Source organism: Paraburkholderia phytofirmans PsJN (genome assembly GCF_000020125.1).
GTDB lineage: Bacteria > Pseudomonadota > Gammaproteobacteria > Burkholderiales > Burkholderiaceae > Paraburkholderia > Paraburkholderia phytofirmans.
On record NC_010676.1, the window covers coordinates 332,482 to 357,456 of the forward strand.

The following is a 24,975-nucleotide window of genomic DNA, read 5'->3' on the forward strand; positions in this document are numbered from 1 at the left end:
CGCCCGGACATGAGCCGCGCCTGCGGCGTGGCGAAAGACATCGTGGAGCAGACGTTGACGAAGCGAAAGAAACCCGAAGAACTGCGCAGCCACCGCTGGTACGGCGTGAACGATCTGCGCTCGTTTGGCCACCGTTCGCGCACCGCGCAGATGGGCTATGACCGCGAGGAATACGCCGGCAAACCGGTCATTGCGATTCTCAACACGTGGAGCGAGATCAACGCCTGTCATACGCACTTCAAGCAGCGTGTCGAGGAAGTGAAGCGCGGCATCTGGCAGGCCGGCGGCTTTCCGGTCGAACTGCCGGTGCAGACGCTCTCCGAGCCGTTCCAGAAGCCCACCACGATGCTGTATCGCAACTTCCTCGCCATGGAAGCCGAGGAAACGCTGCGCTCGTATCCCGCTGACGGCGTCGTGCTGATGGGCGGTTGCGACAAGACCACGCCCGGATTGCTGATGGGCGCGATCTCGATGGACTTGCCGGCGATCTTCCTGCCCGCCGGCCCGATGTTGCGCGGGAACTGGAACGGCGTGACGCTCGGCTCCGGTTCTGACGTCTGGAAATACTGGGCCGAATTGCGCGCGGGCACGATCACGCAGGACGACTGGCAAGGCATCGAAGGCGGCATTGCGCGCTCGCCGGGGCACTGCATGACCATGGGCACCGCGTCGACCATGACGAGCGCGGCCGAAGCGCTCGGCTTCACGCTGCCCGGTTTCGCGTCGATTCCCGCAGCGGATTCGCGCCATGCGCAGATGGCGGCGAAAACCGGCAAGCGTATCGTCGAGATGGTGTGGGAGGACCTCAAACCGTCCGACCTGATCACGGCAGGTTCCGTCGATAACGCCGTGACCACCTGCCTCGCGCTGTCCGGTTCGACCAACGCGATCGTGCATATGATCGCGCTTGCGCGGCGTGCCGGCATCGAGTTGACGCTCGATCGCTACGACGACATCGCGCGCCGCACGCCGGTGTTGGCGAACGTTCGTCCGACCGGTGCGTATCTGATGGAGGATTTTTTTTATGCGGGCGGCTTGCGCGCCTTGCTCGCCGAACTGGGCGAGTTGATCGACCGTTCGCAGAAAACCGTCAACGGCCGCACGCTCGGTGAGAATCTCGAAGGCGCGGAGATTTTCAACGACGACGTGATTCGCCGGCGTGACAAGCCGCTGCTGCCCAACAGCGGGCTCGCGGTGCTACGCGGCAACATCGCGCCCGACGGCGCTGTGATCAAACCCGGCGCCGCCGAACCACATCTGCTCGTGCACACCGGCCGCGCGGTGGTGTTCAAGGACTACAACGACATGGCCGCGCGCATCGACGACGACACGCTCGACATCGACGAGAACAGTCTGATCGTGCTTCAGCACGCGGGGCCGGTCGGCGCGCCGGGGATGCCTGAATGGGGCCAATTACCCATCCCGCGAAAATTGCTGCAGAAAGGCGTGCGCGACATGGTGCGCATATCGGATGCGCGGATGAGCGGGACGAGTTACGGCGCGTGCGTGCTGCACGTCGCCCCGGAGTCGTTCATCGGCGGGCCGTTTGCGTTGGTCGAGAGCGGCGACATGATCGAGCTCGACGTGCCGCGACGCAAACTCAACCTGCTGGTGACGGATGATGAACTCGCGCGCCGCAAAGCTGCATGGGTCAGACCGGCGCCGCGTTTCACGCGCGGCTACGGCGCGATGCATCAGGTGCATGTGATGCAGGCGAATCAAGGTTGCGATTTCGATTTCCTGCAACGCGGCGGCGCGCAAGCTGCACCCGATGCGGACGTCGCCAAAGATACGGGCGAGCCGGAGATTCACTGAGTCATTAAGGGCCGTCGAAAGCGTGAGGCGGCCACTGCAGCGCTCCGGCAACATGGGAACAGGGCGCGATGCGGCTCGATAACCGCATCGCGTGAATCCTTCACTTCAATAGCCGACGCGATACACGCGGCCAGTTTGCGCGCCTTCCACGCTGCGCAGATAAGCCATCGCCGCGCGCTGCGCCGTCACCGGCTCGAAGCCGCGGAAGTAGGGCGCATAAGCGTCCATCGCTTCGGTGAGCACGGTCGGGCTCACCAGGTTGATGCGAATGCCGCGCGGCATTTCGATCGCCGCGCCGCGCACGAAACCTTCGAGTGCCAGATTGACGGTGGTCGCGCTCGCGCCCTGCAGAATCGGTTCCTCAGCGAGGATGCCGCTCGTCAACGTGAACGAGCCGCCGTCGTTCACATATTGCTGACCCGTGAGCACCACGTTGATCTGGCCCATCAGCTTGTCGCGCAGGCCAACCCAGAACTGTTCGATGCTCATCTCGGGCAACGGACCGAAATACACCCTGCCGGTCGCGGTCACAACGCCATCCACTTTGCCGATCTCGCGAAAGAGCCGCTCGACGCTCGCCGGGTCGGTGCTGTCGACGTGGTATTGCCCGCGCGTCGCGCCCACCTCGATCACTTCATGGCGCGCCTTCAGTTCCGCGCTCACCGCTTGGCCCAGCGTGCCGGTGGCGCCGATCACGACGATCTTTTTCATCTACTGCTCCGTTGAGGGTTGACGTGCAGTCGATTCTGCCGATGGTTGCCGCAAGGAAATAGCCTCGCCGGCGTGCAGGTCCTGCAACCCTGAGTTTCTAATCGAAGTAAAAGCGCGCACCGCGAATCAAACGGTGCGCGCTTCGCAATACACGGATTAATTAGGGCTCGCGCGAGAATTCAAACGCGCAATCAAATGCGAACTTTGCGCGAATGTTTATTTCACCCGATGTAATTCGATCAGCCTGGTAGGGCGCAAATGATTAAGGGCGTAATGAATGCGGCCGCGGTCCTGACGGCTGCCGACCGGCCGTGGATCGTCGTACTGATGGTCCGCCGAATACGCACCTTGCGGCGCGACCATGCCTTTGTCGATCACGGTGTAGCCCGGTTCGAGCGCGAGCAGCAGATGATTGCCGCCAACCCGGCTGTCGAAGCCGGCCATGCCGTCGAGCGACTCGGGCACGCTGTTCGTGAGGGTTGCATTGCTGGTGGTGATCTCGTCGGGCGAGATGGGGCTGTGGCCCGCTATGCGCGCGGCTTCGAGGTTTTTGCCGTCGGTGTCGACGGTGCTGTCGTGGGTGCGGTCGTTGTGCAATTCCGCGGTGTTCGCGCGGCTGGTGGCAGCCGGTTGCGTTGCGTCTGCTGGCTTCTTGATATCGCTGTTCATCATGCATTCTCCTTTGAAGAGGACATGGTGTGACATGCAGCAAAACCCGTTCCGCCTCGCACAAACCCTGATTCACCTGTTCTTGCTGCGCTTTGTCCGCAGTCGCATGCGCAGTTGCGAGTGAGGTATTCGGCTGGCGATTGCGTCCGCGATTCTTTTCGATTTTTTTAATGGACGCGTATTTTCTACAGAGTATGATCTTACTCCGACGAGCGAAGCGCGGTTAAATTGGAAGACATTCGGTCCGGCTATTTCTTGATGGCCGGTAGCACCGTCTGCGCGCCACTCAAAACATTTTACGGGGCCGTCAGGGCGGGTGACACATGCACTTCGATGCTGCATTCACACATCGCGGCTATTTGTTAAATTGCGCCCCCGCGCGCGCGGTGGATGGCACTTGGCAACCTTACGTGGTCATCTCCCGCTCGAGCGACGGCGAACTGGTCGCTAACCGTTTTTTTCCCACCGACTTGCGCTTTCGTGAGGAAGCGGCCGCCATTGCGCATGCGCGCGACTGGGCGGTGCGCTGGATCGATGCGAGCAGCGTGACCATCTGAGCGCCTCCGGCGCCATGTCGTACCGCGTGCTCCGCCGTCGAGCGGGGCTGCGCGAGCCGCGGCAAAACGCGGTAATCTCTCGGCATAATCACTTCGAACCGTGCTTCCGCGCGGCGCTGTCCTTTTATGCCTAATGTGCCTACCCAGAACTGGGGCCTCGAACAGATCGTCGCCGACTTGCGCGCGTCGCGTGAACAATTGCATCGCACGCGGCATCCGCTCGGCATTCGCGAGCTGCCGTCGCGCGAAGCGGTAGTCAACATTGTCGCCGGACTGCGCGCGGCGCTGTTTCCCACGCATTACGGCGCGCCCGATCTGACTGACGAGACCGTCGACTATTACGTCGGCCATACGCTTGAAAGCACGCTGCGGCTGCTGGCGGAACAGATTCGCCGCGCCCTGCGCTTTTTGCCCGAGTTCGGCGAAACACCGGACGTCGATCTGCAGGCGCGCGCATTCGACATCGCGCGTGAATTCGGCACGCAGTTGCCGGGCATTCGCGCGTTGCTGGTCAGCGACATTCAGGCGGCGTTCACCGGCGATCCGGCCGCGCAGCACATCACCGAAATTCTGCTTTGCTATCCGGGCGTGTGGGCGATGACGCATCATCGTCTCGCGCATGCGCTGCATCGCCTGGGTGTGCCGTTGCTGGCGCGTTTCATCAACGAGATCGCCCACTCGGCAACCGGCATCGACATTCACCCGGGCGCGACGATCGGGCCGAGCTTCTTTATCGACCACGGCACGGGTGTCGTGATCGGCGAGACGGCGATCATTGGCGAACGCGTACGCGTGTATCAGGCCGTGACGCTCGGCGCGAAGAGTTTCGCCGCGGATCTGGACGGCACGTTGGTCAAGGGCAATGCGCGTCATCCGATCGTCGAGGACGATGTCGTGATCTATGCCGGCGCGACGATTCTCGGGCGCGTGACGATCGGGCGCGGCTCGGTGATCGGCGGCAATGTGTGGCTCACGCACAGCGTGCCGCCGGGCAGCAGCGTGTCGCAAGGCAAGATTCGCGAAGGCGAGCGCTCCGACGAGGGGCGGCAGTGATACGCGGCTTCGTACGCGCGCGCTCGTGTGTCTTCATGCGAAGGCGAGCGTACCGACAACCGGCAGCAGTGATGCACGGCCCGGCTTGCGAACCGTCGCGTGTATCAGTGCGCGTACGTCCCTTTAGCTGCTAGGCGATGAGCATGTCGCGCGGTCGCGTCCACATGCCCCGCTGCGCGATTGGCGGCGTCGAAGCGACGGTGGCTGAAACGGCGCATGCGTTTCCGCGCCATTCGCACGACCGCTTCGGCGTCGGCGTGATCGTCAGCGGCGGGCATCGGTCGGCAAGCGGACGTGGGCTCGTCGAAGCGCGGGCCAACGACGCGATCATGGTCAATCCCGGTGAAGTCCACGACGGCAGTCCGCTCGACGAGCGCGGGCGCGCGTGGCGCATGCTGTATTTCGAACCGTCGATGCTCGTCACCGCCGCGAGTGAGCTGACCGGCGCGGCGGCGCGCGAGATCGAACTCACGCAGCCGGTTGCGCACGATCCATTGCTGAAGCGTTTGTTCGAGCGGCTGTTCGCCGTCGCGGTGGAAGCACCCATCATGTCCGACGATCTGGCGCGTGAGGAGGCGTTGCTCGAACTATTCGGGCACGTCGTGCGCGTTCATGCGACGCGGCCAACACGCTCATGGTCGGCCGATGCATTGGGTCCCATTGCGCGAGCGAAGGCACGCATCGACGACGACCCTTCTTCTCCGCTCACGCTGGCCGATCTCGCCGCCGACTCCGGCATGAGTCGTTTCCAGTTGTTGCGCGGCTTCGCGCATGAAATGGGACTGCCGCCGCATGCATACAGAATGCAGCGTCGCGTGGTGCTCGCGAGACAATGGATCGCGCGGGGCGCGACGCTTGCCGATGCGGCTGCCGCAGCGGGCTTTGCCGATCAGAGTCACATGACGCGCGCGTTCGTGCGCCTGCTTGGCGTGACGCCCGCGAACTACGCAGCCGCGCTGCGCTGAGCTTCAGTCTCAGTCTCAGTCTCAGTCTCAGTCTCAGCCTCAGCCTCAGCCGATCCGCAAATGCTGGAGCAAGGCCGCGCCATGCACGCCGTGCAACCAGACATGCTGCCCGATAAACCATGCCGCCGCCCACGAAGCCGCCACCACGATCAGGTCGCAGTGCCCGCTATTCCAGAGGTTCAGCGAGTGCCGGCCGGCGATCCATGGCACGCCTAATGGATTCGGCCAATCGGCGAACAGATGCATCAGGCCGCCGCAGGCGAATCCGAAAGCCGGCGCGGCATAGGCCGAATGCCCGAGCCAGTGGTACGACACCGCGAGCAACGCGAGCCATCCCACACCCCAATGCGTCAGCGTGCGATGCGTGATCCACAGACGCCGCGCGCGCGACCACCACGCGACTTCCAGCCAGTCCGGCGCCGTGCTCCCGATCACCCCAGCGATGAAACTCAACAACACGCCGACGTGAAACGAACCGCCGCCGCCGATGCGCGCGACGATCGCCGCCGCGATGACGCCGGCCGCAAAACCGGTAGCGTGATGTGCTTTGCTGGATGCCATCGAAACTCGCGGCAGAGCGCCGCTTCAGGAACAAGGGGCGGCTATGTTCGCAGATGCGGGGATAAAAAAATAGCCGGCACGCGAGTTAAAAAATTCGCGCGCCGGCGTGGCCTTCGGATCGCAAGCGTGTGGCCGGAGCTCAGGTCGCGCAGCGTGCAATATCGAAGCGCATTTCCGGTTCCGGCGGATCGTCCGGCGCGTTGGCGGGATGCATGACCTTGATGACGGAGCCGGCGTTCGACGGCGTCAGCGTCACGAAATACGAGTTGTTCGAATCGGAGCCGACGGCGATCTCCGTCGCGCTGCCGACGTGCGACGTACGCACACGTGACAAACGGCTTTCGAGGCAATCGGCGATATAGGCGGGGGCGTGTTGCGAGGACACGTATATCATCGGCAGGGACGCGTCGCGGGCGGGGCCGCTGGAAGAGCCGCAGCCGGCGAGGGCGGCGAGCGCGGCGGCAGCGGGAGCAAGCAGGAGAAGTCTTTTCATGGTCCGGTCGTCGGCGTCCCCGGTCGTACGCGGGAACGTGGGGCGCGGGCGAAGCGCAACGCGATAGAGCGCGACGTCATGCTTCGCGACGAAGCCGCCGTTCAACCGCAACGACATCGCAACGTTGCAGCGTTGCGGCAAGGAAGGCAGCCGGGCTCAGTATACCCACCGGGTGCACGCGTCGTCACTATCCGCGGCCGTCGGCATTGTGTCCAAACGTAAAGGCCACGAGAACCCGCGATGTGATCGTGTCACGCGCGGGTTGTCCGCGAAGCGAATCGAACCATTCGCTTCGCACGTATCAACTGAAAATACTTAGAAGCGGTGACGCAAGCCGACTGCCGCCGCCACCTGATTGCCGGTCGACGATGGCGCGAGCGTGTTGATCGCCGCGACATTCGAACCGAAGTTGCCGAGTTCGCCCGAGGCATGCTGATACACACCTTCCACGTACACATCGGTGCGCTTGCTGAGCGAGTAGTCGCCTTGCAGCGATACCGTGTGCCATTTCGGATCGCCCGAGCCGTTCGAGCCGGACATCTTGCCGTCGGTGAACGTGTACGACGCCGCGAGGCTGAGGTCCGGCGTCAGCGCATAGCGGCCGTTCACTTCGTAGTTGTCCAGGTGCAGGTTTGTGCCGGCGACGCCAGGCAGCGTCGTGCCGCCGACGTCCACGCCGGTGATGCCGTCGAGCTGCGTATGCGTATAGACGAAGCCGACCGTTGCCGGGCCGTACGTGTAATTGATGCCCGCGCCGTACGTGCGTTGCAGATTGGCCGCGACCGCCGCGGTGCCGTCGCCTTGCGACACCGCGCCGCTCAGGTTAGAACTGCCCGACTGGTTCAGTTGCAGGTAAGCGGCGGCAACGCTCAACGGACCGTTGTCGTACGAAGCGCCGACGCTCCACGCGCGGTTGTTGGAGAAATCGCCGGCCGAGTTGCTGAAGCCATACAGGCCGCCGAACTTCAGACCCGCGTAATTCGCGCTCGTGTACTTGACGGCGTTCTTGATCGAGAACGAGTTGTCGAGGTTGTCGTTATCGAGCGGGTGAGCCGCCAAGTTGTTGCCGTAGCCCGCGCCTGCTTCGGACAGCGGCGCCAGGTAGTCGACCACGGAGTCGTATTGACGGCCAAGCGTCAGCGCACCGTACTGATCGCTCTGCAGACCGACGAAGGCCTGACGGTTGAACATCGTGTTGCTTTCCGTGTTCTGCCCGTTATTCAGGTTGAAGCCGTTCTCCAACGTGAAGATCGCATGCAGGCCGCCGCCGAAGTCTTCACTGCCGCGCAGCCCGAAGTAGGTGTTCGACACCGAGCCGCTGCCTTGCTGCCAGTTGCTATGGCCGCCCTGGTTGTTCGAGTAGACGAGGCCTGCGTCCAGCGTGCCGTACAAGGTCACGCTGCTCTGTGCATGGGCGCTGATGGCAACCGCGCTGAGGAGACCTGCTGCGATGAGGGTTTTTTTCATGGTTAGATAACTCCGAAACGTGCATGGGAATCGTGCTTTAGTGATCACCGCCAATTGTGCTGGCGGGCTGACGATCCGCTGCGCAGTGTATTTCCTGCTATTCGTGTATTTAATCGCAGATGTCACAACAATCAATTTTAAGATCCGTAATGACGAATTGTGAATTGTCTAAGTGCGGATAAACAAAAGAAAAAACCCATGCCTCTATGGATTCGTGGAGGCCATCTCAACCTGGCGATGTTGCTTGACCGCGACGACTCGCCGCAAGCCATGATCAGTAAGGGATGGCGTTATTTCGAGATATCTCACCCGTTTATTCTGTTTCACGCAATGCACTCTTTCAATCATTGGGTCTATCTCAATGAATTACGGTTTTGCAATTCGCCTTGCCCCCTGAACAAGGGTGTCTTTTTCGTCTTTATGCGCGGCCTTCGGGCCGCGTTTTTTTATGCAATTTTTAATAACCGGTTTATAAGTCACCGCAAAGGAGGAACTAGGTTATTTCGATTGTCGATGCGCTTGCCGCGGCTTGTCCGTTCGTCAGAGGGCCGCATCCGCTGTGTGCGGGGCGGGTAGAATTGCGCGCTTGAGATGTGTTTCCGCCCCTGCGAACGTGAGTGAACCTGCAATGACCGATCTACCCCTTCCATCGTCCGACACCGCTGAAGATCTCACGACGGAAGGCGCGTCCGAATTGGGCGAAACCGTGCATGAAGCGCGTCTGTGGCGCGACGACGGCTGGACCGCGCGCGTCATCAAGAATGAAGACGACGAAGGCTGGGCCGTCGCCATGATCAAGGACGGCGAAGCGGAACCCGCGCTCGTCGGTCCGTGGACAATGGGCCGCAACAAGAAGGATCCGAAGCCGCTGGACACGTCGGCGTTCAACACGCTGGTGAAGACGGCGTCGGAAGTGCTGCGGCGCCATGAGCAGCAACTGCGCGCGCAACTGCATAAGGAAGTGCGGGTGGCGAGCGCGGACGGCAACGACGAACTCGACATCACGCTCGACATCGTTCCCGACGAAGATGAGCCCTATGCATTGCTGACCGCGCTCGATACATTCGGCGAGCAGCTCGCGCAAGTGCAGGTCGCGCCTAACTTCAAGCTCAGCAAGGCAAGTGCGGCGGCGTGGGTCGAGAACGAGTTTCGTCGTCCGGGTTAGAGGCCGCGCGGCTGCGGCCCGCGACAGGCTCCGGGACTGGCCGGCGTTGTCTCTCAAAGGCTGGGCTTAAATTACTAAGTCCTGTCAATATACTTTCATATTCACTTCATAGAATCCTCGCGTCATAGCGGCGCGAGCGTGAACCATGTGGTTTGGGTCTGAGTGCGTGCCGGCTGTGCATTCACCCACGCTACCCAAACACTGGATCACGACAACATGGCAGAGCCGCTCGACCTTTCCCGCCGCAAGGCCCTGAAACTTCTCGTGGGCGCGCCGATGCTGCCACTCGGCGGACTCGCCACGGCCTCCATGCTGACCGCTTGCGGAGGCAGCGACGAGCTGGCGACGCCCGTCAAACCGGTCGCCAACTTTGTCTCCGCGGCGTTCGCCAGCATGGCCGCGCCGACGCTGGCCGACCCGGCGGCCATGGCGAAGACCACGGTCGGCTCGACCTTGACGGTGCAACTGAGCGACGGCAGCAGCCGCGCGTTCAAGCTGGCGTATCAGCCGTTCTTCGTCACCGGCGACAGCGTGCCGAACGTGAAGGGCGGGACGATTCTTGCCGGCGGCTACTTCGACATCAACAATCAGCCGATCGTCGATAAATCGGTGGCGGGCAAGGAGCGCCAGTTCTACTCGGATTGCCCGGACGGCAGTTCGCTGATCCGCCTCGACAATCCCACCGTGAAGGGCCTCAAAGGCAACGCGGTGTTCGCCGTCGTGCAGTTCGAATACACCACGCGCGATCAGAGTCTGGTCTCGATGTACGGCCAATTGCCGTCGCCGATCGCCGTCCTCACGCTCGACCAGGACCCGGCCACCGGCAAGCTCACGCTGGCGGGCTACTCGAACGTGGATACGTCGAAGGCTCATGGTTTGTGGATCACCTGCGGCGCGAGCCTGTCGCCGTGGAACACGCATCTGTCGAGTGAAGAGTACGAGCCGGATGCAACGACGATCGCCAGCAACAGCCAGTTCAAGGGCTTCAGCCGCAGTTTGTACGGCGATGAAACCACCGCGAACCCGTATCACTACGGGCATCTGCCGGAAGTCACCGTGAATCCGGACGGCACCGGCACGATCAAAAAGCACTACTGCCTCGGCCGCATCTCGCACGAACTGATTCAGGTGATGCCGGACAAGCGCACCGTCCTGATGGGTGACGACGCGACCAACGGCGGCCTGTTCATGTTCATCGCGGATCGCGAAGCCGATCTGTCGGCGGGCACGCTGTACGTCGCGAAGTGGACGCAGGTGTCGGCGAGCGGCGCGGGCGCGGCGACGCTGTCGTGGATCAAGCTGGGCCACGCGAGCAGCGACGAAATCGAGGCGCTCGCCAACCAGCTGCGCGCAAGCGACATCATGGACGTCGCGACCAAGGACCCGCTCGATCCGGCCTACACGAAGATCAACTACAACGGCACGTTCAACTGGGTGCGCGTCAAGCCCGGCATGACGCAGGCGGCAACCTTCCTCGAGACGCATCGCTATGCGGCGCTGGCCGGCGGCAGCATGGGCTTCACGAAACTCGAAGGCACGACGGTCAATATCAAGGACAAGGTGCTATATTCGGCGATGTCGCGTATCGAGAAGTCGATGGTGCGCGGCAACGCTGCATCCACCGACGTGGCCGTCGACAAGACGATCAGCGCCGGCGCGGTGTACGCGCTGAACATGAAGGGCGGCCAGCGCGACCGCAGCGGCGCTGCGATCGACAGCGAATGGGTGCCGGTGGACATGGCCGCGCCCGCGGCGCTGGTCGGCGAAGATCTGTCGACGGCCGACGCGCTCGGCAACACAGCGAATCCCGAGCGCATTGCCAACCCGGACAACCTCAAGTTCTCGGAGAAGCTGCGCACGCTCTTTATCGGCGAGGACAGCGGCATGCACGTGAACAACTTCCTGTGGGCGTACAACGTCGACACGAAGACGCTCGCGCGCGTGCTTTCGTGCCCGGCCGGCGCCGAATCGACGGGCCTGCACGCCGTCGATGAAATCAACGGCTGGACTTACGTGATGAGCAACTTCCAGCACGTCGGCGATTGGGAAAGTCCGTTGCACGACAAGGTCAAATCGACGCTCGATCCGCTCGTGCGAGCGAACTACAAGGACCGCTTCGGGGCAACGGTGGGGTATCTGACGGCGGATCCGGCGGGGATCAGGTTGTAAGGCGAACGAGGCGAACTCGCCTGTCTTAGGCCGTCCGGCTGAGGAGTCAGCGAGGGGGAATCTCGCGATAATTTGCGGTTTCCCCCTTGGCTGGCGTATGCAGTGGATTTCGATTTTGCGACAAGGTTATATCGACGTGGCAAGCGTGCGATATGGCCTTTCGCATCTCGTCGCCAGCTTCTTTACTCTCGCCATTCCCGCTTCGGGTAAGTTTGCTGCGACAACGGCGACCGTGCATGTCGAATATACGTCGCATTGTGTGTCGGTCGGGCCGGGCGCCCAAAGCCCGTTGGATTTCGAAGCGCCTGGTAGTGGCCGCAGGATCTTTGACCGTCGGCAGGTGGCTCGCGCATTCTGCGCCGAACGGTACCGCTGGTCCCTTCGACTGCCAGCGATCGTCGCTCAGCTCGGCGAACGGCGTTGTTATTTCACGGGTCATTCGAACTGGCTCGTGATCGAGGACATCACGGATCGCGGCCAGCCAGTTGAGTACGAGGTGTTTTTTCGTCTTCGCCGCATGGGGGCGAGCGCATTGCGGCTCGTGATCGAAAGCGCCTATGTGCGCGACGTGACCAGGGGCAAGGCGGGGACTCCGCGCAACCGGCGCAGCATCGTGCGGTTTCGTGTGATGGCGGCAAAGATACTGAGGGGCAAGTCGATTCGCGATCCGAGTCTCAACCGCCGTTAGCCGATGCGGCATCCGCGTATAACTCGCCGATTCCAGCCTCAAAAATAGGTGAGGCCCCACAAGGGGGCCTCATAACTTCGCGGGTGCGCTTGATCGGCGTGAGCCGACGTAACCAGCACGGCTGGATCCTGTTTGACGAGGAGGCAGATAGACGCCCTTTCGGGCCCCGGAAAATCCATCTGCAACAATTATAACGCGTAAGACGTCGTCTTCCTATCTGCCCATTGGCCATTCCAACGAGCCCTGCGGTCGGGTCGTGCCGTCTCAACTCCGCTTGCAAAAAATCGCCGTAATCAGCGGCGCCACGCGGTGCACGATCGCCGTGCTGCCGGTGCCGGCAATCGCGTTCCGCACTTTGGCCTCGCTACCGAACACCACGACGCCGTAGGCCGAACGCGCGACCGGCTCGCCGTCGCCGACACGGAACATGGGGTCGTCTTTTTCGTAGCCGACCACCGCGAACACCCGAAAGCCGTATGCCGTCAGATTCGCGCCGGAGGTCGGCGAGAAGGCGTTGATCGAGTTGCTTTCCACACGCGTGGGCTTCGGGTCGATCAGCTGTTGGTCCGCGAGGTCGGCAATGAACTGATGGCCGCTTTCATTGCAGGCGAGCGGCACGTCGAGCGCGGTGGCGTAACTGGCAAGCGGCAACGCGGCGGCTGCCAGAGCAAGGAGTACAGACGAAAGAAAGCGTTTCATAAGCGTGGACGGCCACCGGAATCGATGTAGTTTGTTCGCAACGGGCGGTGGCGTGAACTCGAGACTTGAAAAGACGTTGCGCATCGAAGTCATGCCCTTGACAGGCGCAACTGCTTTGTACTTTATCGCGATTCGGCCAATCTTGCTTCGCGGTCGGCATAGATCGGGAACCAGCAGCGCCCAAAGAAACAAAGAAACGCGCGGGAAGAAAGCAATCTTTTGCGATCCCGTATATATTTCCGGGTTATGAATTCGCGACCCCAGACTCCAATTAACGTTCCGCCGCCCAGAACATGGGACGCGCGGCTCGCCCGCCGGCTCGTGACTCCGCTCGTGAACACGTGGGTCACCCCGAACCACCTGACCACGCTGCGCCTCCTGATCGGGCTGGCAGGCGCGCTGTGCCTGGCTCACGGCGAATTCGCCTGGGCTAACGCCGGCGCCCTCCTGATCGTGCTGTCGAACTTCGTCGACCATACGGACGGTGAACTCGCGCGCATCGGCGGAAAGTCGAGTCGGATCGGTCATTTTTACGACCTCGCTTGCGACGCCCTCGTGACCGTCATGTTGTTCGTCGGCATGGGCGTGGGAGCTGGCGCCACGCACATCGCCGGCTTGAAGATCGCGCCAGGTGTGCTTGGCGCCGTGGCCGGCGTGGCGATCGCGCTGATTTTCTTCCTGCGCATGCGCATCGAGGAAATGGCCGGCAAGGCGGGCACGAGGCAGGCATCAGTCGGCGGTTTCGAAACGGAAGACGTCTTGTACCTGCTACCGATCGTCACGCTGACAAGCGTCGTTCTGCCCTTCGTGGTGGTCGCGTCGATCGGCGCGCCGCTCTTCGCTGTCTGGGTGGTGGTCGACTACTGGCGCGTTGCGCGTCGTGCCGCCAGCGCGCCGCCGGTTGCCGCCGGCACGGCCGAAACCCGTCAGATGTGGGCCAGCGAATGAGTACGCAGGCCGAAAACGACTTGATCGCGCGCGATGCAGTAGAGCACTCGCCGGCTGCATCGCCCGCACCGAATGCCGACCGCGCGGTCGCAAGCCGCACGCGCGGGTTCGACAACCTGCGTCTGCGCAAGGACTTCGCGGAGCAGGGCGCGTTTCTTTATCTGGAAGACTTTCTCGCGCCCGAAGTCACTGCGCAGCTCGTTCACAGCGCGCGTTCGCTGCTCGACGAGGTGAACCGCAACTATCTGCCGGGCCACAAGCAGGGCGGCAGTGTGAGCCGTCATACGATCGATCGCCTGGCGCCATTCATCGCCGAGCTGTACCGCTCGAAGGAATTGATCGGCTGGCTGGAGCAACTGAGCGGCGACAAACTGCAGCTTTCGCCCGCCGACGATCCGCATGCGTACGCGCTCTACTACTACACGCGGCCGGGCGACCACATCGGCTGGCACTACGATACTTCGTACTATGACGGCCGCCGTTATACCCTGCTGCTCGGCGTGATCGACGAATCGTCGTGCCGCCTCGACTACGAGCTCCATACGCGTAATCCGGATGTCGCGGATCAACCGGGCTCGGTGCAGATTCCGCCGGGCGGTCTGGTGTTTTTCGACGGCGACAAGCTGCGCCATCGCATCACGCCCGCCGGCGCGAACGAAATGCGCGTGTCGCTCACTTTCGAATACGTCACTGACCCGAACATGCGGCCGTGGCGTCGCTTCATCTCGAACATGAAGGACGCGATTGCGTACTTCGGCTTCCGCCAGGTTTTTCGCCAGATGACCCGCCGCGGGAAGGACCGCGCATGAGCCGCGCGGCCCTGATTTTGCTGTCGATCGGGACGGCGCTGTTTGTTGGCCTGCTCGCGTGGCAGGGTTTCGGCTCGGTCGCCTCGACGCTGCTCACGGCAGGCTGGGGACTGGCGCTCGTCGCGGCGTTTCACCTCGTGCCCGTGCTTCTCGATGCCGGCGCGATCTCGGTGTTGTTCCATCCTCGGCGTGACGGCATCCACCACGATCTGACGTGGCGCGACGCGCTGTTCGCGCGCTGGATCGGCGAGTCGGTGAATAGCCTGTTGCCGGCCGGCCAGATCGGTGGACCGGTGGTCATGGTGCGGCAGCTGTCCCAGCGCGGCATGCGCATGCGCGATGCGGCCGCGGCGATCACGGTGAGCACCACCGCGCAGGCGCTCGCGCAAATCATCTTCGCGCTGGGTGGCCTGCTGCTGTTCGGCGCTTACGCCGCGCACGGCGCGCTGCACGATCTGCAAACCGCCACGCTCATCGCGACCGGTGTGCTGGGCGCGATGATCGTCGGGTTCTACTACGCGCAACGGCGCGGTCTGTTCGGCCGCCTGCTCGGCGTGGTCTCCAAGGTCTTCGGCAAGCGCGACTGGTCTTCGCTGATGACGCGCGCCGAAGCCGTCGACGCCGCCGTGCAGGCGATGTACCGCGAACGCGGCCGCGTGGCGGCGAGCTTCGCGATGAGCCTGCTGGGCTGGATCGTCGGCACGGTGGAAGTGTGGCTCGCGCTGCGCTTTCTCGGACATCCCGTCGACTGGGTCGACGCGTTGTTGCTCGAAAGCCTGGGCCAGGCCATTCGCGGCGCGGCATTCATGATTCCCGGCTCACTCGGTGTGCAGGAAGGCGGCTATCTGCTGCTCGCGCCGCTGGTCGGTTTGCCGCCGGACGCGGCCCTGGCGTTGTCGCTCGCCAAGCGCGCCCGCGAAATCCTGCTAGGCTTGCCGGGTCTGCTGGTTTTGCACTTCAGTGAACGAAGCTGGCAACGGCGCCGCGCTCTTGGGCGCGTGCCGGTTGTCGATTAAACTCCGCATTTTTTTAAAGGACCGCGCATGCGTGCCATCATTCTCGCTGCGGGCCTCGGCCTGCGTCTCCAGCAACCGCCGGAAGCTCAGTTCCCGAAGTGTCTGTTGCAATTCGACGGCATGAGCCTGCTCGAACGGCATCTGCAAATGCTCGAAACCGCCGGCGTGACGGAAGTCGTGCTGGCGCTCGGCTTTCAGCCGGAATCGGTGCAGGCGGAACTGGAGCGCATCAACTGGCCGCATCAGGTGGAAACGGTGTTGAACACGCGTTACGACCTGGGCAGCGTGCTGACGGTGCACACGGTGGCCGATGCGTTGACGCGCGGCGGCGACGTGCTGCTGATGGACGCCGACGTGCTCTACGACGAGCGCATTCTGGCTGCTTTGGTGGCGGGCGAGACGGTCAACCGCCTGTTGATCGACCGTGATTTCGAAGCCGGCGACGAACCCGTCAAGCTGTGTCTGAAAGACGGCGTGCCGGTCGAGTTGCGCAAGCAGCTCGCGGTCAATCTCGAGTACGACACCATCGGCGAGTCGGTCGGGTTCTTCCGCTTCCGCCAGGAGACCGCGCAACGCTTTGCGCAGATCGTGGCCGGCTATGTGGACAGCGGCCGCGCCAACCTGCCGCACGAAGAAGCGGTGCGCGATCTGCTGCTGGAACGTAGCCAGGTGTTCGATACCGCCGACGTGACCGGTGCACCGTGGATCGAGATCGACTTCCCGAACGACGTGGCTCGCGCAAGCACCGAGATTCTGCCGCAGTTGCAGCCGCTGGTCAGCGCATCGCGCTAAGTCATCCTCATCCGTCCGCCTGTTCGCTGACGTATTGAGAAGGTCGAGCCGGCTGAATGCCGGCTCGACCTTTTTGCGCTTACGGCTCGCGCATCGCCGTGACCGCTGCCTGGTTGCACGCTCAACCATCGGGCACGAAAAGACCTCGCGCAACCACAACTGTTGCCGATGCGATGCCATAATCGACGCTTTACGCAGACGGCCTCGCAAGCCGTCGCCATGCCAATGCCTCTCGCTTTAGGCACTTTCATTGTTCCGCTGATCGTCGCGTGTGCGATGTTCATGGAAAACGTGGACGGCACGGTCATCGTGACTTCGCTGCCGGTACTGGCGCGCGATCTCGGTCAGGATCCCATCACCCTCAAGCTTGCAGTGACGGCGTATGTCATCGGCCTCGGCGTCTTCATCCCCATCTGCGGCTGGGTTGCCGACCGCTTCGGCTCGCGCACGGTGTTTCGCGCGGCCATCGGCGTCTTCATGGCCGGCTCGCTGATGTGCGCGGCTTCCACATCGCTCGGCACGTTCGTGGTTGCGCGCTTCGTGCAAGGCATTGGCGGCGCGATGATGGTGCCGGTGGGCCGCATCATCATTTTCCGTTCGGTACCGAAGTCGGACTTCATTCGCGCGGTCAACTATCTGACGGTGCCGGCTCTACTAGGGCCGGTGGTCGGGCCGCCGCTGGGTGGTTTCATCACCACTTATCTGCATTGGCGTCTGATCTTTTTCATCAACATTCCAATTGGCCTGCTGGGCATCTGGCTCGCGAACAAACACATTGCCAACGTGCGCGAAGCGCATCCGGGCCGACTCGACTGGACCGGGTTCTTTTTGTCCGCGAGCGGGGCGTCGCTGTTCATGCTCGGGCTTTCGCTGGTGGGCGGCGAGTTGGTGTCGAACACGGTGTCGGTCGGCATGTGCGTGATCGGCGTAGTGTTGCTGACGCTTTATGCGCTGTACGCGAGCCGCGTCGAATTGCCTGTGCTCGATCTGCGCTTGCTGCGCATCCCGAGTTTTCACGCGAGCGTAGTGGGCGGCTCGCTGTTTCGCATCGGTCTCGGGGCCGTGCCGTTTCTGTTGCCGCTTGCCTTGCAGGAAGGCCTCGGCATGACAGCCTTCAAGTCGGGGTCGATTACCTGTGCGTCCGCGTTTGGTTCGATCTTCATGAAGGCGGCCGCGTCGCGCATTCTGGAGCGCTTCGGTTTTCGCACCGTGCTGATGTTCAACGCGGGCTGCGCGGGCCTCGCCATCGCGGTCTACGGTCTGTTCTTTCCCGGCACGCCGCATTGGCTGATCTGGTGTGTGGTGCTGTTCGGCGGCTTCTTTCCGTCACTGCAGTTCACGTCGTTGAACACCTTGGCATACGCCGATATTCCGAGCCGCGACGTGGGTCGCGCGACGAGCGTCGCAAGCGTGATCCAGCAGATTTCGTTGGGCCTCGGTGTGACGATCGCGGGTATCGTGCTGCAGATTTCGCATAACGTGCAGGGTCATTCGGCTATCGTGTTCTCCGATTTCTGGCCGGCTTTTCTCGTGGTCGGTCTGTTCTCGTTCATGTCGATTCCGATCACCGCTCGCCTGCCGCACGGCGCCGGCGACGAGATCGCGCGCGGCAGTCGCGGCAACGCATAAGCGGCAACGCAGGGTGGCATCGAGCGGCGCGGCATACGGCTTGCTGAGCGCTTCTGTCTTGGGTTTTTTGACAGATGCTCTTGCGTGCCACCGAGCGGTCTTCTTGTGTACCGCACCATGGACCCTACGATATATAGCGGCTTCGCAAGCGATCGGTTCGCATGTTATAAAACCGAAGGCATCTGTAATCATCGGATGAAAGTCGTCTTGGGGGATAGGCAATGAAGTTGTTCCGCAACGTTAAATCGTCGGCCAGCGGATTCGCGCTGGTCGCACTTGTTTCTGTTTCCACCGGCTTTCTCGAAGCCACGCCGGCAATTGCAAAGCCGCCCGCAAAAGCTCAACCCGCTGTCCTCACTGCCTCCGCGATCGCGGTCGCGGACAAGTTCAGCGCCGACGCCGCCGAGCAGATCTTCAAGGAAGGCGGCAACGCCGTAGACGCAGCCGTAGCAATTGCCTTCACGCTTGCCGTGACTTATCCGGAGGCGGGCAACATCGGCGGCGGCGGTTTCATGACGCTCTATGTCGACGGCAAGCCGTACTTCCTCGACTACCGCGAGCGCGCTCCGCTGGCCGCAACCAGAAACATGTATCTCGACGACAAAGGCGAGGTCATCAAAGGCATGAGCCTGTTCGGTTACCGTGCAGTGGGCGTGCCGGGCACCGTGGACGGCATGTGGCAGGCGCAGCGCCGCTTCGGCAAGCTTAAGTGGAAGCAGGTGCTCGCACCGGCCATCCATTACGCGCGCGATGGTTTCGAGGTCAGCCAACAGTTGCAGGAACGCCGCGACGAAGCCGCGAAAGAGTTCGCCGGCAAAACCAACTTCGATACCTACTTCGGCAATCTGAAGCAGGGCGTCAACTTCAAGCAACCGGATCTGGCCGCCGTGTTGCAGCGCATTTCGGATCAGGGCGCCAAAGACTTCTATCAGGGCAAGACGGCCGATCTGATCGCGGCATCCATGCGCGGTCACGGCCTGATCACCAAGGCGGATCTGCAACAGTACAAAGCGGTGTGGCGTGAGCCGATTCAGGCCGACTGGAACGGCTATCGCGTCTACACGGCGCCGCCTCCCAGCTCGGGTGGTATCGGTCTCGTGCAGTTGCTGAAAATGAAGGCCGACATTGCGCCCGACTTCAAGGGCGTCGCCCTCAATTCCGCGCAATACGTGCATCTGATCGCGGAAATCGAAAAGCGCGTGTTCGCCGACCGCGCGCAATACCTCGGCGATCCTGACTTCTATAAAGTGCCGGTCGCGCAATTGACCGACGACGCGTATATCGCCAAGCGCGCCGGCGAAGTGAATCCCAACGCGCCTTCGGACACGAAGAGCATCCAGGCCGGCCTCGGCACGTCGATGCCGGAGAAAGCGGAAACCACGCACTTCTCCGTGATCGACAAGTGGGGTAACGCTGTGTCGAATACTTACACCATCAACGGCTATTTCGGGTCGGGCGTGGTGGCGGATCGCACGGGCATCGTGCTGAACGACGAGATGGACGACTTCTCCGCGAAGCCGGGTGTCGCGAATATGTTCGGCGTGGTGGGCAGCGACGCGAACGCGATCGAGCCGAAGAAGCGGCCGCTCTCCTCGATGACCCCGACGATCCTGACGAAAGACGGCAAAGTATCGCTTGTGATCGGCACGCCGGGTGGCTCACGCATCTTCACGTCGATCTTCCAGGTGATCAACAACGTCTACGACTACAACATGCCGCTGCAGCAGGCTGTTGCCGCGATGCGTTTCCATCATCAACTGTTGCCGCCGAACACGATCTTCTGGGAGCCGTACAAGCCGATCGACGGCGAACTCGCCAAGCAGATCGAAGCCAAGGGCTACACGCTGAAGGGGCAGGATTTCAGCGGCGATATCCAGGCGATCAAGATCGACGGCAATACGCCGGAAGCCGCGGCCGATCCGCGCGGCCGCGGTGTGACGCGCGTGATCCAGTAAGCGTTTTATGGCTGGCCGTCGGGTAGCGCATCTCGTGATGAGAGGTGCTGCCTCCTGATCAAAAGCCTCGCGTTCGTTCGAACGCGAGGCTTTTTTATACTTCAGGAACATGCATGCCGCCGGCGTCTCAGCTAGCCTGCTCGACCGGCGTCAACGTCAATTCGAGCCGCTGCGCGCCGCGCAACACCGTCACATTGACCGGTCTGTCGATTCGAGATGCGTCGAGCGTGCGCTGCAAACTGTCCACGTCCTGCACGGCCTGCGTATCGATCGCGATGATCGTATCGTCGGTGCGCAGACCGCCGAGCGCGGCCGGGCTGCCTTTGACGATCTCCATGACATGTACGCCGCTTTCCGAGCTCAAGCCGAAATAACGCTGCACACGGCGCGACAGCGGCCTGGTCGTGCCCGCGACGCCGATATAAGCGCGCCGCACGCGGCCATGCGCGAAGATCTGCATGATGACCCACTTGGCGGTGTCGATTGCGGTGGCAAAGCAGATGGCCTGTGCGCCGGGAATGATCGCGGTATTCACGCCGATCACCTGGCCCGCCGAATTGATTAGCGGACCACCCGAATTGCCGGGATTGAGCGCGGCATCGGTCTGGATCACGTCGTAGATCATGCGGCCCGAATTCGAACGCAACGAGCGGCCGAGCGCCGACACTACACCGGTCGTGACCGTTTGCGCGAGGCCGAGCGGATTGCCGACCGCAATCGCAATTTGACCGACACGCAGTTTCGACGATTCGCCGAGTTCGACATGAGCCAGCGGCTCCGGTGAGCCGATCCGCAGGACGGCCAGATCGCTGCCGGGATCGTCGCCGACCAGATCGGCGTCGAATTTCGCGCCGTCGGCGAGCGTCACGGTAATGTGGGTGGCGCCGTGCACGACGTGACTATTGGTGAGCAGATAGCCGTCGGGCGTAAACAGAAAGCCCGAGCCGGTGCCGCCGCGCGAACCGCGTCCGCGGCCGGACGGCTGGCCGGGCAGGCGCCGTTCGACGGCAATGAAGGCGACTGCTTGCTGAACGCGTTCCAGCGCGCCGATTACGGTGCGGGAGTAGGCGTCGAGCAGGGCGTCGTCGGAAAAAGGATTGAGTGTCTCGGGCCCGGGGGCGTCGGATGCGGCGCGCGACAGGTCATCGACGAAGCGTGGGCGGCTTCCCATGGCGATGCTCCGGATAAACGGAATGCGAGATGCGGGGCGTCGCGAAGGTTTTCAAGTGGCCGCGAAGCGCGCCGCGGCTGAGTGCGCTGTGAGACACTTTGCGAGGCCAGCGAGGCCAGCGAGGCCAGCGAGGCCAGCGAGGCCAGCGAGGCCAGCGAGGCCAGCGAGGCCAGCGAGGCGGCCAAGCCAGCCAAGCCGCTAGCAGCCAGCAAAGCCAGAGCAGACGCCTCAGCTACGGCACGCACCGTGCTGCACCCAAAACACGTCCGCCATGCCAAGGAGAGAGCCGCCATGAACCCAGCCGCCACATCACCTTCGTCGAGCGGGCCGACGGAACCCCAAATCGAATCGATCAGCGCCATTACGCTTGCCACCCGCGACATGCCACGCGCCGTGCTGTTTTACGAAGCACTCGGCTTTCCGATGAAATTCGGCGGTCCGCAGGAGGCTTTCACATCGTTTGCGTTCGGCGGTTCGTACCTGAATCTGATCGTCGATACGCGCGCGCCGGTCGCCTGGTGGGGCCGCGTGATCATCTATGTCTCCGACGTCGACGCGCTTTATCGCAAAGCGCTGGCGGCGGGACTAAAACCGTCGCTGGAACCGTCCGATGCGCCTTGGGGCGAGCGCTATTTTCACATCACCGATCCGGACGGCCACGAACTCAGCTTCGCGAAACCGTTGCGCTAGCACCGGGCGGCCGGGCGAAACTCGCTATCATGGGCGTCGACAGGGCGCTAAGCCGCAGCGGTAACACGGCTGACACCTGACGCTTCGATAATCGAACGCGTCCGCGTCGCGTTTGCCGCCGCGCGCCTAACCATTTCCGTTGCCAGGAGAGCCGCAATGAAAGAGCAGGATCCGAGACCCGAGGCTGAATTAATGGCAGAGCGGCAGCGCCGTTTCGAAGAGGACCTGATCGACGCCTACGACGAGGAACTCGAAATGGAGGTCGACGACCGCATCATCGACGGCGCGGAGGGCTTCACGCCCGAGCATCGCGAGGCGCGCAAGATGTACTTCCGCGAGCTGTTCCGGTTGCAGGGTGAACTCGTGAAACTGCAGGACTGGATCGTGCAGACCGGCCATCGCCTCGTGGTGATTTTCGAGGGGCGCGATGCGGCCGGCAAGGGCGGCGCGATCAAACGCATCACGCAACGTCTCAATCCACGGGTGTGCCGCGTGGCGGCGCTGCCGGCGCCGAATAACCGCGAACGCACGCAGTGGTACTTTCAGCGCTACGTGTCGCATCTGCCGGCCGGCGGCGAAATGGTGCTGTTCGATCGCAGCTGGTACAACCGCGCGGGCGTCGAGCGCGTGATGAATTTTTGCAGCGACGAAGAGTACGAAGAGTTTTTCCGTTCGGTGCCGGAATTCGAAAAGATGCTGGCGCGCAGCGGCGTGCAGATTCTCAAGTACTGGTTTTCGATTACCGACGAAGAGCAGGAGATCCGCTTTCAGAACCGCATTCACGACCCGCTGAAGCAGTGGAAACTGAGTCCCATGGACCTTGAAAGCCGACGTCGCTGGGAAGCCTATACGCAGGCCAAGGAAGTGATGCTGCAGCGCTCGCATATTCTCGAAGCGCCGTGGTGGGTCGTGCAGGCGGTCGACAAGAAGCGCGCGCGCCTGAACTGCATTCACCATTTGTTGAGCCAGGTGCCGTATCACGAGATCGAACATTCGCAGATCGAATTGCCCTCGCGCGTTTATCACGACGAGTACAGCCGTCAGCCGGTGCCGGCTTCGATGATCGTGCCTGAGGTGTACTAGTCAGCGAGAAAGTGCGGGACGTTGGAATGAAAAAAGCGCGGCTCGTTCCGCGCTTTTTTCATGTCTTTTCAAAGTGGCGGCCGGTTGAGGAACCGGCCGCCGCACAGGCTTAAAACACCGCCCGGAACACCCAGTACAAGCCGGCAGCCAGCGCGATCGAAACCGGCAACGTCAGCACCCAGGCAAGGATCAGGCTGCGCACCGTGCCCCATTGCAGGCCGGAACCGTTGGCCGCCATCGTGCCCGCCACGCCCGAGGACAGCACGTGCGTCGTGGAGACCGGCAGGCCGTACATGTCGGCGGCGCCGATCGTGAGCATCGCCACCAATTCAGCCGATGCACCCTGTCCGTATGTCAGATGCTGCTTGCCGATCTTCTCGCCGACTGTCACGACGATGCGCTTCCATCCCACCATCGTGCCGAGACCGAGCGCGATCGCCACCGCGACCTTGACCCACGTCGGGATGAATTTGGTGGCGTGATCAGTTTGCGTCTTGAAGTTGCCGATCGTTTTGGCGTCTTCCGGCGAGAATGCCGGCTGCTTGTTCTTGGCCATCAGGCGAATCGCTTCGGAGGCCACGTACATGTTGTTGCGCACGTTATCGACGATACCTTGCGGCACCGCGGCCATCGAGCCCGATGTGCCAACCTGGCCGGCAATGATGTCGGTCAGTTGCCGCAAGGCCGGCACGGTGGCGGGCGTCAACTGGTGCGTGCGCACATACGCTTCGACATCGGCGCGCGGATTGGCCGAGGGTGTCGCGCCCTGGGTGTATTTGGCGAGCGTCGCCGAAGTTTCATGCGCGACGGCGAGGAAGGTTTGCGTTTCCGCCGGGGTGACCGCCTTGTTCAGCGCGTAGGCCGTCGGTACCGTGCCGATCAGGATCAGCATGATGAGGCCCATGCCTTTCTGGCCGTCGTTGGAGCCATGCGCGAACGAGACGCCCGTGCAGGTCAGGATCAGCAGGCAGCGGATCCAGAACGGCGGCGGCTCCTTGCCCTTCGGTTCGGCATACAGCGCGGGAATGCGCACCACGGCTTTCAGGATCAGCAACAGCAAACCCGCCGCGAGAAAACCGACCAGCGGCGAAAACAGCAGCGATTTGCCCACGCCGAGCGCCTGATTCCAGTCCACGCCGCTCGTGCCGTCGGTGCCGTGCATCAACTGGTTCATCAGGCCGACGCCGATGATCGAGCCGATCAGCGTGTGCGAGCTCGACGACGGCAGTCCGAACCACCATGTGCCGAGATTCCAGATGATCGCGGCGATCAGCAAAGCGAAGACCATCGCGAAACCGGCGCTGCTGCCCACCTGCAAGATCAGTTCGACCGGCAGCAGTTGCAGCACGCCGAAAGCGACCGCGCCGCTCGACGTCAACACGCCGAGAAAATTCCAGCTGCCGGACCACACCACCGCAAAATTCGGTGCAAGCGAATGCGTGTAGATCACGGTCGCGACTGCATTGGCCGTGTCGTGAAAGCCGTTGACGAACTCAAAGCCCAACGCGATCAACAATGCAATGCCGAGTAGCAGGTAAGGCAGAACCGAGCTCTCGCGAACGGGTTGCAGATCGTCCAATAAGTGCACTGCGCAATACACCGCGCCCACCAGGATCACTGCGAGGAAGATGATGAGGCTGATGTTGCGCCCCTTTCCGGCAGCAGTGCCTGGCTGTGGATACGAAAGTTCCGGCATGACGTGAGCCCCAAAAGTTTGTCGCGAGTTTCCGATCCTGCGGGGCGTGTGTGTCGCAATGATGACAGTGGCGTGACGCTGCGGCGCGCCGTCGTGGCGCGCGAGAAGGCGCGCGGCCACGGGCAGCGCGTCGCTTCGGAGTACGGCTCGGAGGTTGTCGGATACGGATGCTCA

23 protein-coding genes are annotated in these 24,975 nt (G+C 62.5%); 15 read left to right on the top strand and 8 right to left on the bottom strand.

Annotation, left to right across the window (positions count from 1 at the left end; genetic code table 11):
- Positions 1 to 9: 9 nt before the first annotated feature.
- A complete protein-coding gene (gene araD / locus BPHYT_RS21270; protein WP_012426176.1) occupies positions 10 to 1,815 on the top strand; it encodes an L-arabinonate dehydratase in 1,806 nt (601 codons plus the stop codon).
- Between the two features lie 105 nt (positions 1,816 to 1,920).
- On the opposite strand, the gene BPHYT_RS21275 is transcribed toward araD, so the two are convergent.
- Together BPHYT_RS21275 and BPHYT_RS21280 are read right to left on the bottom strand one after the other, a co-directional pair.
- Positions 1,921 to 2,526, bottom strand: coding sequence for a short chain dehydrogenase (locus BPHYT_RS21275; protein ID WP_012426177.1), 606 nt, complete (start codon positions 2,524 to 2,526; stop codon positions 1,921 to 1,923).
- 216 nt (positions 2,527 to 2,742) lie between these two features.
- Positions 2,743 to 3,195: a DUF3005 domain-containing protein gene (locus BPHYT_RS21280; protein WP_041759487.1), complete on the bottom strand. Its 453-nt coding sequence runs from the start codon at positions 3,193 to 3,195 to the stop codon at positions 2,743 to 2,745.
- A gap of 323 nt (positions 3,196 to 3,518) precedes the next feature.
- Here BPHYT_RS21280 and BPHYT_RS21285 point away from each other — a divergent pair, with 323 nt between their 5' ends.
- The 3 genes from BPHYT_RS21285 to BPHYT_RS21295 all read left to right on the top strand — a co-directional run bounded on the left by BPHYT_RS21285 (position 3,519) and on the right by BPHYT_RS21295 (position 5,770).
- Complete coding sequence (locus BPHYT_RS21285; RefSeq protein ID WP_012426179.1) at positions 3,519 to 3,752, top strand: hypothetical protein; 234 nt, start codon at positions 3,519 to 3,521, stop codon at positions 3,750 to 3,752.
- A gap of 126 nt (positions 3,753 to 3,878) precedes the next feature.
- On the top strand, positions 3,879 to 4,805 hold the full coding sequence (gene epsC, locus BPHYT_RS21290) for a serine O-acetyltransferase EpsC (protein WP_012426180.1): 927 nt from the start codon (positions 3,879 to 3,881) through the stop codon (positions 4,803 to 4,805).
- A gap of 143 nt (positions 4,806 to 4,948) precedes the next feature.
- Positions 4,949 to 5,770, top strand: coding sequence for an AraC family transcriptional regulator (locus BPHYT_RS21295; RefSeq protein ID WP_012426181.1), 822 nt, complete (start codon positions 4,949 to 4,951; stop codon positions 5,768 to 5,770).
- A 45-nt stretch (positions 5,771 to 5,815) separates the two neighbouring features.
- On the opposite strand, the gene BPHYT_RS21300 is transcribed toward BPHYT_RS21295, so the two are convergent.
- The 3 genes from BPHYT_RS21300 to BPHYT_RS21310 all read right to left on the bottom strand — a co-directional run bounded on the left by BPHYT_RS21300 (position 5,816) and on the right by BPHYT_RS21310 (position 8,291).
- Positions 5,816 to 6,331, bottom strand: coding sequence for a metal-dependent hydrolase (locus tag BPHYT_RS21300; RefSeq protein WP_012426182.1), 516 nt, complete (start codon positions 6,329 to 6,331; stop codon positions 5,816 to 5,818).
- 139 nt (positions 6,332 to 6,470) lie between these two features.
- Positions 6,471 to 6,941: a hypothetical protein gene (locus BPHYT_RS21305; RefSeq protein WP_012426183.1), complete on the bottom strand. Its 471-nt coding sequence runs from the start codon at positions 6,939 to 6,941 to the stop codon at positions 6,471 to 6,473.
- Between the two features lie 198 nt (positions 6,942 to 7,139).
- Positions 7,140 to 8,291: a porin gene (locus tag BPHYT_RS21310; RefSeq protein ID WP_012426184.1), complete on the bottom strand. Its 1,152-nt coding sequence runs from the start codon at positions 8,289 to 8,291 to the stop codon at positions 7,140 to 7,142.
- Between the two features lie 628 nt (positions 8,292 to 8,919).
- Between BPHYT_RS21310 and BPHYT_RS21315 the strand changes: the two genes are divergently transcribed.
- From BPHYT_RS21315 to BPHYT_RS38305, 3 genes are all read left to right on the top strand, one after another.
- Positions 8,920 to 9,456 carry a hypothetical protein gene (locus BPHYT_RS21315; protein ID WP_012426185.1) on the top strand — a complete coding sequence of 179 codons (537 nt, stop codon included), beginning with the start codon at positions 8,920 to 8,922 and terminating at the stop codon, positions 9,454 to 9,456.
- A gap of 216 nt (positions 9,457 to 9,672) precedes the next feature.
- Positions 9,673 to 11,625, top strand: a complete 1,953-nt coding sequence (locus tag BPHYT_RS21320; protein WP_012426186.1) for a PhoX family protein — start codon at positions 9,673 to 9,675, stop codon at positions 11,623 to 11,625.
- Between the two features lie 451 nt (positions 11,626 to 12,076).
- Positions 12,077 to 12,313 carry a hypothetical protein gene (locus BPHYT_RS38305; RefSeq protein ID WP_148225136.1) on the top strand — a complete coding sequence of 79 codons (237 nt, stop codon included), beginning with the start codon at positions 12,077 to 12,079 and terminating at the stop codon, positions 12,311 to 12,313.
- Between the two features lie 264 nt (positions 12,314 to 12,577).
- On the opposite strand, the gene BPHYT_RS21330 is transcribed toward BPHYT_RS38305, so the two are convergent.
- The gene (locus BPHYT_RS21330; protein ID WP_012426188.1) at positions 12,578 to 13,012 is read right to left on the bottom strand and encodes a hypothetical protein; all 435 of its coding nucleotides are present in this window, start codon (positions 13,010 to 13,012) and stop codon (positions 12,578 to 12,580) included.
- Positions 13,013 to 13,258: 246 nt separating this feature from the next.
- Between BPHYT_RS21330 and BPHYT_RS21335 the strand changes: the two genes are divergently transcribed.
- The 6 genes from BPHYT_RS21335 to ggt all read left to right on the top strand — a co-directional run bounded on the left by BPHYT_RS21335 (position 13,259) and on the right by ggt (position 20,161).
- The gene (locus tag BPHYT_RS21335; protein ID WP_012426189.1) at positions 13,259 to 13,960 is read left to right on the top strand and encodes a CDP-alcohol phosphatidyltransferase family protein; all 702 of its coding nucleotides are present in this window, start codon (positions 13,259 to 13,261) and stop codon (positions 13,958 to 13,960) included.
- Positions 13,957 to 14,769, top strand: a complete 813-nt coding sequence (locus BPHYT_RS21340) for a HalD/BesD family halogenase (RefSeq protein ID WP_012426190.1) — start codon at positions 13,957 to 13,959, stop codon at positions 14,767 to 14,769. The genes BPHYT_RS21335 and BPHYT_RS21340 overlap by 4 nt, the downstream gene beginning before the upstream one ends.
- A complete protein-coding gene (locus tag BPHYT_RS21345) occupies positions 14,766 to 15,785 on the top strand; it encodes a lysylphosphatidylglycerol synthase domain-containing protein (protein ID WP_012426191.1) in 1,020 nt (339 codons plus the stop codon). The genes BPHYT_RS21340 and BPHYT_RS21345 overlap by 4 nt, the downstream gene beginning before the upstream one ends.
- Before the next feature lie 27 nt (positions 15,786 to 15,812).
- Positions 15,813 to 16,577 carry a phosphocholine cytidylyltransferase family protein gene (locus tag BPHYT_RS21350; RefSeq protein ID WP_012426192.1) on the top strand — a complete coding sequence of 255 codons (765 nt, stop codon included), beginning with the start codon at positions 15,813 to 15,815 and terminating at the stop codon, positions 16,575 to 16,577.
- Between the two features lie 225 nt (positions 16,578 to 16,802).
- Entirely contained in the window at positions 16,803 to 18,206 is a 1,404-nt protein-coding gene (locus BPHYT_RS21355) for an MFS transporter (RefSeq protein ID WP_012426193.1), read from the top strand.
- A 221-nt stretch (positions 18,207 to 18,427) separates the two neighbouring features.
- Positions 18,428 to 20,161, top strand: coding sequence for a gamma-glutamyltransferase (gene ggt / locus BPHYT_RS21360; RefSeq protein WP_012426194.1), 1,734 nt, complete (start codon positions 18,428 to 18,430; stop codon positions 20,159 to 20,161).
- A gap of 127 nt (positions 20,162 to 20,288) precedes the next feature.
- Here ggt and BPHYT_RS21365 read toward each other — a convergent pair whose 3' ends face one another.
- On the bottom strand, positions 20,289 to 21,332 hold the full coding sequence (locus BPHYT_RS21365; RefSeq protein ID WP_012426195.1) for a S1C family serine protease: 1,044 nt from the start codon (positions 21,330 to 21,332) through the stop codon (positions 20,289 to 20,291).
- Positions 21,333 to 21,623: 291 nt separating this feature from the next.
- Between BPHYT_RS21365 and BPHYT_RS21370 the strand changes: the two genes are divergently transcribed.
- Together BPHYT_RS21370 and ppk2 are read left to right on the top strand one after the other, a co-directional pair.
- Positions 21,624 to 22,022, top strand: a complete 399-nt coding sequence (locus tag BPHYT_RS21370; RefSeq protein ID WP_012426196.1) for a VOC family protein — start codon at positions 21,624 to 21,626, stop codon at positions 22,020 to 22,022.
- A 156-nt stretch (positions 22,023 to 22,178) separates the two neighbouring features.
- The gene (ppk2, locus tag BPHYT_RS21375) at positions 22,179 to 23,105 is read left to right on the top strand and encodes a polyphosphate kinase 2 (RefSeq protein WP_012426197.1); all 927 of its coding nucleotides are present in this window, start codon (positions 22,179 to 22,181) and stop codon (positions 23,103 to 23,105) included.
- A 109-nt stretch (positions 23,106 to 23,214) separates the two neighbouring features.
- Here the strand turns inward: ppk2 and BPHYT_RS21380 are convergent, their stop codons facing one another.
- Complete coding sequence (locus BPHYT_RS21380) at positions 23,215 to 24,801, bottom strand: inorganic phosphate transporter (protein ID WP_012426198.1); 1,587 nt, start codon at positions 24,799 to 24,801, stop codon at positions 23,215 to 23,217.
- Positions 24,802 to 24,975: the final 174 nt, after the last annotated feature.